Origin of the sequence: Acaryochloris thomasi RCC1774 (genome assembly GCF_003231495.1) — a bacterium.
Lineage (GTDB): Bacteria > Cyanobacteriota > Cyanobacteriia > Thermosynechococcales > Thermosynechococcaceae > RCC1774.
The window spans coordinates 215,148-227,757 of record NZ_PQWO01000007.1 but is presented as its reverse complement, the minus strand read 5'-3'; the positions used below and the strand labels follow the sequence as shown (position 1 = coordinate 227,757).

8 protein-coding genes and 1 pseudogene are annotated in these 12,610 nt (G+C 48.7%); 3 read left to right on the top strand and 6 right to left on the bottom strand.

Annotated elements, in window-relative coordinates; translation table 11 throughout:
• Positions 1-162: 162 nt before the first annotated feature.
• From recQ to C1752_RS13395, 5 genes are all read right to left on the bottom strand, one after another.
• Entirely contained in the window at positions 163-2,388 is a 2,226-nt protein-coding gene (gene recQ / locus C1752_RS13415) for a DNA helicase RecQ (protein ID WP_110986572.1), read from the bottom strand.
• Between the two features lie 81 nt (positions 2,389-2,469).
• Positions 2,470-4,614: a putative bifunctional diguanylate cyclase/phosphodiesterase gene (locus C1752_RS13410; RefSeq protein ID WP_110986571.1), complete on the bottom strand. Its 2,145-nt coding sequence runs from the start codon at positions 4,612-4,614 to the stop codon at positions 2,470-2,472.
• Positions 4,615-4,635: 21 nt separating this feature from the next.
• Positions 4,636-6,090, bottom strand: coding sequence for a sensor histidine kinase (locus C1752_RS13405; protein ID WP_110986570.1), 1,455 nt, complete (start codon positions 6,088-6,090; stop codon positions 4,636-4,638).
• Between the two features lie 867 nt (positions 6,091-6,957).
• Positions 6,958-7,575 (bottom strand): hypothetical protein, encoded by a 618-nt coding sequence (locus tag C1752_RS13400; protein WP_110986569.1) that lies wholly within the window; start codon positions 7,573-7,575, stop codon positions 6,958-6,960.
• A gap of 51 nt (positions 7,576-7,626) precedes the next feature.
• A complete protein-coding gene (locus tag C1752_RS13395) occupies positions 7,627-8,556 on the bottom strand; it encodes a pentapeptide repeat-containing protein (protein WP_110986568.1) in 930 nt (309 codons plus the stop codon).
• A gap of 439 nt (positions 8,557-8,995) precedes the next feature.
• On the opposite strand from C1752_RS13395, the gene C1752_RS13390 reads away from it, so the two are divergent.
• Positions 8,996-10,621: a B12-binding domain-containing radical SAM protein gene (locus C1752_RS13390; RefSeq protein WP_110986567.1), complete on the top strand. Its 1,626-nt coding sequence runs from the start codon at positions 8,996-8,998 to the stop codon at positions 10,619-10,621.
• A gap of 15 nt (positions 10,622-10,636) precedes the next feature.
• Here C1752_RS13390 and C1752_RS13385 read toward each other — a convergent pair whose 3' ends face one another.
• Entirely contained in the window at positions 10,637-11,545 is a 909-nt protein-coding gene (locus tag C1752_RS13385; protein WP_110986566.1) for a class I SAM-dependent methyltransferase, read from the bottom strand.
• A gap of 146 nt (positions 11,546-11,691) precedes the next feature.
• Between C1752_RS13385 and C1752_RS13380 the strand changes: the two genes are divergently transcribed.
• Positions 11,692-12,342: a DUF1361 domain-containing protein gene (locus tag C1752_RS13380; RefSeq protein WP_110986565.1), complete on the top strand. Its 651-nt coding sequence runs from the start codon at positions 11,692-11,694 to the stop codon at positions 12,340-12,342.
• Between the two features lie 54 nt (positions 12,343-12,396).
• Positions 12,397-12,588 (top strand): annotated as a pseudogene (locus C1752_RS30290) (hypothetical protein); the annotation flags it as partial.
• Positions 12,589-12,610 lie beyond the last annotated feature (22 nt).

Here is a 12,610-nt window from a genome sequence, read left to right as displayed (position 1 = left end):
TAAAGATCGATACAGCCACAAATTTGGCGTCATCATTGACATTTTTGATCGCCCCCCAGCATCAACCACCACTCAGACTTGAATAATAAACCTTTGTTGCCCACAGGGCTAAAATCTACCGTTGGAGCCAGAATACAGCCTGATTTATAGCGAATCTGAGTTCTACGCTTTTTGATTTTGCTGCCACCAAGCTCGAACTAATTTGATTTCGCTGTACTCATACTGCTCCCCTAAATGCTCACGAATCGGTCCTAAATAGTCAGGGCCAACTTGCTCTATCGCCTGCATAATCGAAGCTTGGCGATCAACTGGCACGAGTTGCTCTAGCACCACTGGCTGCCCCTTCTCCAACAGTTCTCCCAGATGATTAAAGACCGTCGTCACTTTCACACCCCGTTGCTGAGCAATCTGTTCAGGTGTCTCCCCTCGCTGATGCAGCGCTAACGTCATTGCTAAGGTGTTCGATAGCTGCGTAGATTTCGGACGCTCTCTGCGTTTGGGCAAGTCTTCTTGTTCTATGATCTCTGCCGCCACCACGGGTAGCCCCTGCTCTTGGCGATAGGCTCGAATCTCTTCAGTGAAAATCTCGCCGTACTGCTCCAGTTTGCGCTGGCCGACCCCCGAAATTTGTCCAAAATCAGCTAAAGTCTGAGGCTGCTGTTGAGCCATAAACTTAAGGCTGGAATCGCCGAAAACGACGTAGGGGGGAACCGACTGCTCATCCGCTAACCGCTTGCGAAGCGATCGCAACCGCATGAACAAAGCCTCCACCTCTGAACGCTTCAGATCCACCTGAGTCGGATCTTTTTCCGGTGTTCGGGGCACCGCAACCTGCACAACACGCTCTTTCTTCAAAACCGCCCAGCTTTGGTTATTCAGCTTCAGCACTGGATAACCGTCAGTGGTTTCAGCAACCAGACCTTGATGCAACAGCGATCGCCCCAACCGTCGCCACTGATCCGCCGTCTTATCATTTCCAATACCGTAGGTCGAAAGCCGATTATGCCCCCGACTCAGCACCTTCTGACTTTTAGAGCCGCGCAGTACATCAATAATGTGGTTCATGCCAAATCGCTCTTTACAGCGGGCCACGCAGGAGAGGAACTTCTGCGCCTCCACGGTCCAGTCTTCGACGGGTTTAGGGTGACGGCAGTTGTCGCACTCGCCACAGTTGCCAGCAAAGGTTTCGCCGAAGTAGCCAAGCTGGATGGTGCGCCGACATTCTGTACTCTCGGCATAGTCAATCATCTGACGCATTTGCTGCCGCGCCACCCGCTGTTCGTTTTCGAGCGGTTGCCCGTTGGCATCGACCTTTTGGTCAATCAACCAGTCGAGAGTGTGAATATCTTTGAGGCTGAAGTAAAGCAGACAGCGTGAGGATTCACCGTCCCGTCCGGCACGTCCTGCTTCTTGGTAGTAGCTCTCAATGTTGCGCGGCAGATTGTAGTGAATGACGAACCGAACATCGGGCTTATTAATACCCATGCCGAAGGCAACGGTGGCAACCATGATCTGAACGTGGTCTCGAATAAAGCGGTCTTGGTTTTGGCTGCGATCGGCATCCTTGAGGCCCGCGTGATAGGGCAGGGCGCTAATGCCGTCATCCTGCAGACGTTCGGTGAGTTCATTGACTTCGCGCCGACTGAGGCAGTAGATAATGCCTGAGGCTCCATCTTGTTGGCGAATCTCTTGATAAAGGGAGTTGTATGAATTTCGCTCTTTAGGCCGCACTTCGTAGTAAAGATTGGGGCGATTAAAGCTAGAGACATGAACGTGGGGATCTTGAAGTCGGAGCTGATGCAAAATATCTCCCCGAACGCGCTCAGTGGCAGTGGCGGTCAGGGCGGTCACAGGAACGTCAGGATAGCGCTGCCGGATTTCGGCAAGGCGGCGATATTCAGGGCGGAAGTCATGGCCCCATTCTGAAACGCAGTGGGCTTCATCGACGGCAATGCCCGCCAAGCCAACCTTGGCTTTCACCTGATCGAGAAAGTTGAGAAATCCTTCGTTGAGCAGGCGTTCGGGGGCGACGTAGAGAAGTTTGACGGTGCCAGAGAGGATGCGATCGCATCTTTCCCGAGCTTCCACAGCCCCCAAACTGCTGTTGAGAAACGTTGCCGCAATATCATTGGCTTCCAGCGCCGTCACCTGATCCTGCATCAGCGCAATCAAAGGAGACACCACAATCGTTAGCCCCGACTTCAGCAAGGCCGGAAGCTGAAAGCACAGGGATTTTCCACCTCCCGTGGGCATGATCACCAGCAGATCTTGATTCTGCAGGGCCGCCGCCATCACATCCTGCTGCCCGGGCCGGAAAGTATCGTAACCAAAAAAGTGTTTGAGAGCAGCCTCTAAGGATTCAAACCCGGGAATGGAAAGAGCAGGCATAATAGGGAACGCTAGAATCTCAGTTTATTCTCCCTATCATCTCAAATTAGAACCAGGGTTTGCGATCTGAAGCGACTCGGGTCAATCCTGCGGAGACACAGGATCAAGCTTGAACTGCTTCTGAGCAACCAAGGTCATCACCTGCTCACAGGTCATCGATTGAGAGAAATAGTACCCCTGCACATATTCACAGCCCAGTTTTTTGACCATTGCAAGTTGCTCAGCCGTTTCAACACCTTCTGCAATCGCATCCATTTTTAAGGCATGAGCCAGCAGCACAATCGTGCGCACAATCTCCAAGCTTTCAGCACTGCAGTCCAGGTTTTGGATAAAGGACCGATCAATTTTAATAGTATCAATATCGTATTTATGCAAATAGCTTAGAGACGAATAGCCTGTACCAAAATCATCCATATGAATACGAATACCCAAGCGCTTTAAATTCAACAAAATCTGGGCAACTGAGTCAGGATTTTTAATAAGTATTCTTTCAGTAATTTCTAACTTCAAGCTAGCAGCAGACATTCCTGTGTCATTTAGAATCTTCTCAATTCGTTCGACTACATTCGGGAGTGAGAAATGGTGACTTGAAAGGTTAACACTAATTTCTAATTTTTTCCCAGGCGGTAACTGATCTTGCCAAATTTTCATTTGCTGACAAGCCTGGCGAAGAACCCACCAGTCCAAATGAACAATGAGTCCTGTTTCTTCTGCGATAGGGATAAACACCCCTGGCGAAATCTGTCCTCGCTGCGGGTTTTGCCAGCGAACAAGAGCTTCAAAACCGATAATCTCCTGATCAGCCAATGAAATAATTGGCTGGTATTCAAGGGTTAATTGGTTATTAGGAATAGCCCACCGAAGCTCATTTTCTAGCGTGAGCTGCCCTCTAACCAGAGTATGCATCGCAGCATCAAAAACAGCATAACATCCCTTACCATTAGCCTTAGCTTGGTACATGGCGGTGTCGGCATCACGAATCAGTTCTTCGGCCTGTTTATATCGAGGATGCCACTGGACAATGCCAATACTGGCAGAATTAAAAAGATCATAATTTTCGAGATGAAAGGTCTCCCCAAGTTCCTGATTAATACGCTCTGCAAGTAGGCGAACACTCTCAAGATCTACAATCTGTTCTAATAAGACAGCAAACTCGTCCCCACCAAATCGAGCAACAGTATCTGTCGGTCGCAGACATTTTTGCAGCCGTTGAGCCGTGAGGATCAATAGCTGATCACCAATAGGGTGACCTAAGCTATCATTTATCAACTTAAATCGATCTAAATCAACAAACAGCACAGCGAAGCTACAGTTCGGATACCGTTGGTTGAGATCAACCAGATGTTGAAGGCGATCCATGAATAGTGAGCGATTTGGCAAGTTTGTCAATGCGTCATAGTAAGCGTGATGAAAGAGTTCTTGATCCGTCTGCAGCCGCTTCGTGATATCTCGAAAGACAATCACAGCACCATGGGACTGATTGTCTGCATCTAATATAGGAACAGCACTATCTTCAATTGGAACCTCTTTCTTATTTTTAGTAATGAGAAAAGTATTTTCCGGTAGCACAACCCCTTGCCCCTCCCTCAAAACCTGCTTAAGAGGGTTTTCTATGGCATCTTTTGTATGACCTAGCATCAAAGGCATAACATCATTGGCATCTCGACCCAACGCATCTATTCTTTGCCAGTCGGTAATCGACTCAGCAACTCGATTCATATAAGTCACAGCGCCATTATTATCAGTAGCTACAACAGCATCTCCAATGCTTTCAAGGACAATATCTAGCCAATTTTTTTGATGCTTTACAGCTTTTTCTAACTGATGCCGTTTAAGGCAAATCTCAATACCCGTGAATAGATCAACCGTATCGAAGGGCTTAAGGATATAGCCAAAGGGAAACGTTTCTTTAGCCTGATCAAGGGTTTGCTGATCGGCAAACCCTGTGAGAAAGATGATGGGAACATCAAGTTGAGCGGTAATAGAGGTTGACGCTTCAATTCCATCCATTTCTCCCTTGAGTCGAATATCCATCAAAACTAAATCAGGCTCGGAGTCTAAAGCTTGCCTGATCGCAGCTTTTCCGGTTTCAGCTATCCCGGCAATTTGATAGCCTAAGTCAAGTAGGCGCTGTTTTATATCTAGGGCCACGAGACCTTCATCTTCAACAATCAAGATCCTTGCAGGTGTGGCGATAGAAGCAGATATTATTTCAGATTCAATCATAGATATAGCCGCAAAAAAGAATCACGAAAAAACTTGAGGAAAAGTAATACAGAACGAAGTCCCTGGGCATCGGCTAATACTGAGAGTTCCTGACATTTGTTGCGTCAACGCCTTGACCATTTGGAGGCCGACTGTCTCGGTTTTCTCAATATTGATATCAGAGGGTAAACCGATACCGTTATCAGTAACCGTCAACATTATATCCTGTCTGTTTCTTTCGGCCATTTTGATGCAAATCTCTCCATTTTGACGCTGGTGAAAAGCATATTTCAGAGCATTAGACACCAGCTCATTTATGATCAATCCACAGAGAACCGCACTATCGATGTCAAGACGCAGGTCTGAGATAGAAACGTCAATCTTTGTCAGGCTTATTTTAGAACGATAAGAACGCAATAAATTCTTCGTCAAGTCATTCACATAGCTTTCAAGATCAATGTTTGAAAATTCTCTAGACAAGTATAGATTTTCATGGACTAAGGCCATCGATCTAACCCGATCCTGACTTTCTTGCATAATCTTTATTATCTTCGGATCGGTATTACTTTGAGTTTGTAAACTAAGTAAGCTGCAAATCACCTGCAAATTATTTTTTACCCGATGGTGAATCTCCTGCAGCATGATATTTTTTTCGTCCAGCGAGTCTGAAAGCTTCTGCTCATAGTGTTTGCGGTTGCTAATGTCTTTATGAGTTCCGGCCATACGAAGCGCTGCACCTTGCGCATCTCGGGCCACAACTCGGCCATAATTCCCTATCCACTTCCATTCTCCTGACTTCATTTTTACGCGATAGTCAAAAGCATAGGACACGCGACTGTCCTGAAGATGATGCTCTAGTACTTTCATGACTCTTGACTTATCTTCTGGATGAATTAAGCTCTCCCAAGCACTCACTTCTCCAGATAGTTCATTGGCGCCGTAGCCCAACATTTCCTGCCATCGGGTACTAAGAAACAAAGCCCCTGTAGAAATATTCCAGTCCCAGCCCCCATCACCAGAGCCGTCAAGGGCCAGTTGAAGGCGCTCCTCACTAATCTGCAGCGCCTGCGTTCGCTCGAGAACACGATCTTCTAACTCTGCCTTAGCCACTTCCAATTCTGCACGACTCGAAAGAGTCAATGCCTGGGGGATGATAGGAATCATCGCAGCTGCCATCACTAATGAAATAACGGCGGTCAGGAATTTAATGACGCCTGATACCCAATGGTTTGGATACCACCATAGTGCATAGGCTTCCATGATATGGGTCAAGCCACCGAAGAAAGCGAAGGCCCCAGATAGCGGAAAGATCCAGGAATGCAGGTCTTTCCGCTGGTGAACAAAATAGATGAGCGCCAATAAAATCGAGAAATATGCCGAAGCGATACAGGCTTCAGATAGAGTATGCAGCCATACTAGCGTCAGATCCCATTGGGGGGCTTGCCCATTCAGCGTGAGCGCAAGATTAATGAAGTTGTTACAGATTCCTCCTGGCATATCTTTGTTCCATCAACGATGCGGTCTCAGTTAGATATTTGCACGCTGCTATCCAACATCCATGAGTGCATCACAGCATTTACAGAGAGGAACGTTGTACAGTAGTACACCAAAAAATTTGAGATTAAGTCTAAAATTTCAACAGAAAAATTCATAACTATAGATTTTTGATTCTTCTTACTTTCTCTCCGCAATCTTCCTAAATAAAGATCAACAAAAAACTGCAGAGAAAGAATAACTAGCTATACATCTACAGCATAAAGCTTTTGAGATAGAGAGAATGTATAAATAACGTATAAGTAAAGTATATCTTGTTTTTAGAGTCCTCTCAGACGAGTAGAGAGTCTTGATCAAGAAACCATTGAGCGACTAGTTGGCATTGAAAGAGATAGGTTTCTAAGCGTCACGGAGTTACTTTATATTGTCGCTAAGTATAATATTTCTTTAACATTCGTACGAGTCGTTATTCTTTTATTGGCCTGTCTGAGATAAGTTTGAAGACAGCATACAAATATGCCTTATCTGGTTCGAAAGCCTTTAAAGAAAAGTCAAAAAAATCCGAGGCCTTCACGACTGCCTTAATCTCTAGAACAAAGGTCTCATCAAAATCAATCTTCGCTTTCACCCGGTCAAGAAAATTGAGGCCGTGTTCAGGGGATACGTAGAGGAGTTTCGTCTGACCCGAGAGGATGCGATCTCATCTTAACAGTGGGTCAGAAGGTATCGCATGTCCAAAACATATGAGGAAAGGTAGGGAAAACGAATCCAAGAGTTGAGTCCACCACAACTCTGAAAGCGATGCTTTGCGGTCAAAGCTCACTCATTGATTGTCTGAGAAAGATTTTTCTTTTTCATTCAAGTCAGCATTTAACCAGAAACACTGGCCTTCTTTTCCAGCACATGATAGATAGCCTTCAGTGCACTATCTTCTTTCTGGCTAATCTCCTGATCCATCAGCGCAATGCCGATCGCCTTCGAAAGTACAAAGGCCGCCAGATCTGGCTCTAAATCTTCCAAAAGAGGTTCAAAAACACCTGGCACCTTCACGGCTGCCTTAATCTCTAGCACAAGGGACTCGTCGAAGCCCATTTTCAACAATCGCTGCTGAAGAATATCCTGGTCAGGCACTGTCTCAGGATTCCCCGCCTGAATGACGCAGGTCAATAGTCGAGCTACCTTGCGTTGCTGATCGCTGGGCATATTAGCGTAGGTTAATTCAGACTCGTGATCTTGACGACCATGAGTCTGAGCAATGTTATCTAAAATCTGCTGCCACTCTTGGGGTTCGCACTGCTCTGGTTTACCGACATCTAACGAAATCTTGACCCTGCCGTCACCAACTTTTAGGTGACTGACGTGTGCTTGAATGCCCAAGTATCCAAGCCACTGAGAAATCATGCTAACAAGCTTGGCGCTGGAGGATTGCGTCTGGGTTAAAAGCTGGATTTGTGTGCGAACGAGGGGACGGACGAGTTGAGCAAGCATAGAAGGTTTCCGCAACATTCACTTTTATTCTACAGAAACTGCCCTATCAACCTAGGGATGTACAGCCCCGTTAGGCATAATGGCCCCTGACAAGTTGGCCCCCGTCAGCTTCACCATCACTCGGCTGCTGCTGCCCATACTGGCCCCAGTTAAGTCTGCACCTCGTAAGTCAGAGCCGCTGAAGTCAGCGCAGGTCAGGTTTGCGCCTCGCAAATTGGCGTTTTTGAGATTAGCCTGCAGAAGGTTTGCCCGCGTTAAGTTGGCCTGGGACAAGTTGGCCTCTGAAAGATCGATCTTGTGTAAGAAAGCATCTTTCAGGTTGGCTTTGGTCAAATTGGCGCGACTGAGGTTGCGACCGGACAAATCTTTTTCTTGTAAATCAGATCCCTGCAGATCGACACCGCTGAGATCGGGCAGGTGGGGATGACGAGTGGACTGTGTCCTAACAGCAGGCTGTGAAGCTGGCGGCGGCGATGGACGATTATTCGTTGGGACAGGAGATTTCGTCGCATAGCTAGCAGCGGCCGCAGGTCTCGATCTCTGAGTCGGTCGCTGGGTTGAGGTACGAGTGGTGGTGCGGCCCCCGGTACGAGTTGCAGTAGCTTGAGCTGTGGCTCTCTGTCGAGTTGATGTCTGTGCTGTGCGGTCGGCAGTCCGGGCCGTAGTGGTCCGGACTGCAGTTCGGGCCGTTGTCTGCGTGCGGCGGTTCGCAGCCGATGCGGTCGAGCGAGCCGTTGACTGTGCGGTCCGCTGGCTGGCGGCTGGTCGCGATCGCTTTTGCAAATAAGCCTTTAGAAAGTCACGGGCTTCATTGAGCTGCTGCAGCTTAACAACGGCTTTTTCATGAAGACGCTCGCGCTCAGTGGGGATGCGGTCGGGGTGCCAGACAAACACCAAATCTTTATAGGCTTGGTTCACCTCTTCCATCGGAGAACCGTACTTCAGCTCTAGGATGCGATAGTAGTCATGGATAGTTGGCATACTCAACAATCACAGGAACGCCAGCAGAAGGTGTCAGGGCTGAAACAATCAGGCGGTTTACTATCTAGCAGATAGAGCTGAAACAATGGCGGAACCCTGCTGTTCTTGCACCTATAGATGCCAACCTAGCGTTAATTTTCAGTAAACACAATCTTTTAGAGATTTGTCGCGCCTCTGCGGGCTTACTGAGGCATTGATTTTTGGCCCTGTGCGAGGGTCATGTACGCGGTGTTACTTGTGACTTCATTGACCTCCAGCTCGATCTAGCTCGGTCTTTCTGGAACGGATCAGCGATTCACGGGTCTTAACAAACAAGGGAGCTTTTCTGTAAGGCCAGCTCTCTCATTTACGAACGATATACTCGTCAATACCTTTAACCTCTGAGCTTGCAAGAGCGGGCGTAATTTTTTGATCGCAATGTTGAGGAGTGCAGGATCTTATGACCGGAACCTTGGCGCCACAGGCTCCCTTTGAGTCCCACCAGGAAAGAATATCCTATTTCCCGGCAAATCAACGCCGCATTCTCTGTGTGTTTCCGCGCTATAGCCGCTCTTTCGGGACGTTTCACCATGCCTATCCCCTCATGGGCAATGTGAAGGCTTTTATGCCGCCTCAAGGAATTTTGCTGGTGGCGGCTTACTTACCCAAAAGCTGGGAGGTACGGCTGGTTGATGAAAATGTTCAAGCGGCAACAGAGTCGGATTATCTATGGGCTGATGTGGTGATCACCAGCGGGATGCATATTCAGCGGCCCCAGATTAATGAAATAAATGAGATCGCACATCGATACAACAAAATCACGGTGGTGGGCGGCCCTTCGGTCTCCGGCTGTCCTGAATACTATCCAGACTTCGATATCCTCCGGGTGGGCGAGCTGGGGGATGCTGATGATGCACTGATTAAGCATTTAGATCGGCACACCGAGCGTCCTGACCAGCAGCTTTGCTTTGAGACTCAGGAGCGATTGCCCCTCGATCAGTTTCCGGTTCCGGCCTACGAACAGGTTCAGCTCAAGCAATATTTTCTTGGTAGCGTTCAGTTCTCTAGCGGTTGTCCCTTCCATTGCGAGTTTTGCGATATCCCAGAGCTTTACGGTCACAACCCGCGCCTTAAAGTGCCAGAGCAGATTGTGCGGGAGCTAGACGCAATGCTGGAATCGGGCAATCCGGGGGCGGTTTACTTTGTCGATGATAATTTTATTGGCAACCGCCGCGCCGTTATGGAGCTGTTGCCCTACTTAGTCGACTGGCAAAAGCAGAACGGCTATCCGGTGCAGTTTGCCTGTGAGGCGACGCTAAATATTGCCCAAAGCCCCAAGCTATTAGAAATGATGCGTGAGGCTTATTTTTGTACGGTATTCTGCGGCATTGAGACGCCGGATCCTGAGGCGCTGCATTCGATCTCAAAAGATCAGAATCTGAGTATGCCGATCCTCAAGGCAATTGAGACGCTCAACGGCTATGGGATGGAAGTAGTGTCGGGAATCATTATCGGCTTTGATACAGACACGGAGGAGACTTGCGATCGCATCCTCACTTTCATCCGCCAGTCCAAAATCCCCACCCTGACCATCAATTTACTGCATGCGTTGCCCCGCACGCAGCTCTGGCGGCGATTGGAGGCAGAAGGACGGCTGATTCACAACGACGAGACCCGCGAATCCAACGTCGATTTTTTGATGCCCTACGAGCAGGTGGTGGGCATGTGGCGGCGCTGCATCACCCAAGCCTATGAGCCGGAGTTTTTATACGAACGCTTCGACCACCACTACCGCACCACCTTCTTAAATCGAATTGAGGTGCCCAACAGCAAGGCTCGCCTCTCTTTGTTCAATATCAAGCGTGGCTTTCGGACCCTCGGCAAACTGCTATTCAAGATCGGATTGTTCGGCTCTTACCGTCGCACCTTCTGGAAAATGGCGTGGCCGGCGCTGAAAGCCGGTCGTATCCAAAGTCTGATTCACATCGGCATCGTCAGTCACCACCTGATCACCTTTGCTCAAGAGTGCGGCACAGGTAACGAGTCCGCCTCTTTCTATTCTCAACGACTGCGGCAGGAGCAGTAGCTCCTGCAAAGCCTATCAACCTTGAATCTGAGCAATCAGAGTACGATGGCGAGGACTATTGACAAAGACCTTGGGGAGCATAAATCCTGATTCTTGGACGGCCTGTTCGATATCTAGACTGAAGTAGTCATCCAGATAGGGTTCGGTACTTTTGAGAAGCGTCAGTACGTAGGGCGGTAACCGCTGCACAAATTCAGCTTGCGGGTTCATGTCCATGATCGCCAAGTGTCCCTGAGGGCGAAGGAGACGACGGGCTTCTTGCAGAATCTTGCGGGTAGCCTCCTGCGGGAGTTCGTGGACAACTAGGCAGATAGACACAAGATCAAAACTTTGGTCGGGAAGCTGGGTTTCTTCCGCTGGGCGGTGGAGCCACTGAATGTTCTGCTGGGGAGTGCGGTGGTTTGCGATCGCAAGAAAATAATCCGACAAATCTAGGCCCGTCATCTGAGCGTCAGGGTAAATTGCCTGTAGTGAGATCGTACTCATCCCAGCCCCACAACCCACATCTAAAATAGCTTGTGGGTCAGTCTCAATATTTTGCCGAAGCAAATCATGATAGGTCTGTCGCAGATGAGCATCTCCCTTAGCCTCCAGCTCAGGCCAGATTTTGGCATGAACAGCACGCGCCGCAGACTCCACCTCCGTTGCCGCATCCCAACTCAAATTGCCCGACTCATAGGCGTGAAACGAGGTTAAATAATAGTCTGGATACTCAATATCTTGCGAGAGTGCCTGACGCTCTGCCTCCCAGACCTCAGAGCCTCGGGCCTGCAGAGCCGCTGATTCCTTCAGCCAATGCACTCCAATCGACTCTGCCCGCTTAATCATCATGTTACGAGCATTGTGCTTGGCAAACTTAGCCACTGGATCAATCGCGAGTAGCCCGTTGACAATCCGAGAGGCCATTCCAGGGGCAGCAGTCATGGGTACAGCTCCAACAAAACTCAGTTAATTATCGCAAATTGTGCGATCTCAGCAGATAAAAAGACAGAGACTGGAACAAGAATGTGCAATCAAGCATCCCAGTATCTGGGGGCACAAAGTAAATTTACGAATCGAGCACAACGCAGATGGAACAGCTACTCGGCAACGCCCTAGGACTTTTCAATCGCTACAGTGGCTGGATTATCTGGAATTTATTCCTAGCCTTTATTCCTTTAGCGCTGAGCTTTTGGCTGTTTCGGCGTCGGAAGAGTGTGCGATCACCCCTCTGGTGGCTGGCGCTAATCGTCTTTATTGCCTTCTTGCCCAATGCACCCTATCTGCTAACCGACATCATTCACCTGATTAGAGCCACGCGCGCTATTAACTCCATCTGGATCATCACGCTCGTCTTCATACCGCTCCACCTATTTGCCATTCTGGCTGGCTTTGGAGCCTACGTCATCTCGCTGATTAATCAGGGCCATTACCTCAGGCGTCAGGGAGCCAAACAGTTTGTCCTCATTGCAGAATTAATGGTTCATGCCCTATCAGCTCTTGGCGTCTACATGGGCCGATTTCTCCGCTTCAATAGCTGGGACTTAATCACAGACCCAGGCAACCTATTGCTGATGACCTTCAACGACATCACCTCCAAATTTCCAGCCCTCGTGATCGTCATTACCTTTATCGTGCTCACCCTTTTCTACTGGCTGATGAAGCAAATCGTCCTTGGACTGGCCCTGCAGATCCGCTACGGACGTCAGCAAGAGCAACTCGATTCTCCTCCTTTCCAATAGATGTAACAGCCATCATGCCAAAATAGGACCAGAACGCTTCTAAGGAAAGTCATCATGCCCCTAGAACGGAAAATGTCTCGGGATAACTTTTTACCCGACGAAGTCGTGGAGCTAAAGCAGATTTGCTTCACGCCGGGTCGCGTCTTCCAGCCTGGGAAGTATATTTCAGGGCAGCTCCCGGATACAGCTTTCACGATGGGGCTAGTCGATAAGCTCCCCCCCGTCAAAGGCAAAAACAATGAGATTGGCGACCCTCCCACGGGAACCA

Coding starts and splice junctions, on each gene's coding strand:
- C1752_RS13385 (WP_110986566.1), bottom strand. CDS start 11,545: ATGACTGCTGCCCCTGGAATGGCCTCTCGGATTGTCAACGGGCTACTC.
- recQ (WP_110986572.1), bottom strand. CDS start 2,388: ATGCCTGCTCTTTCCATTCCCGGGTTTGAATCCTTAGAGGCTGCTCTC.
- C1752_RS13400 (WP_110986569.1), bottom strand. CDS start 7,575: ATGCTTGCTCAACTCGTCCGTCCCCTCGTTCGCACACAAATCCAGCTT.
- C1752_RS13390 (WP_110986567.1), top strand. CDS start 8,996: ATGACCGGAACCTTGGCGCCACAGGCTCCCTTTGAGTCCCACCAGGAA.
- C1752_RS13380 (WP_110986565.1), top strand. CDS start 11,692: ATGGAACAGCTACTCGGCAACGCCCTAGGACTTTTCAATCGCTACAGT.
- C1752_RS13405 (WP_110986570.1), bottom strand. CDS start 6,090: ATGCCAGGAGGAATCTGTAACAACTTCATTAATCTTGCGCTCACGCTG.
- C1752_RS13410 (WP_110986571.1), bottom strand. CDS start 4,614: ATGATTGAATCTGAAATAATATCTGCTTCTATCGCCACACCTGCAAGG.
- C1752_RS13395 (WP_110986568.1), bottom strand. CDS start 8,556: ATGCCAACTATCCATGACTACTATCGCATCCTAGAGCTGAAGTACGGT.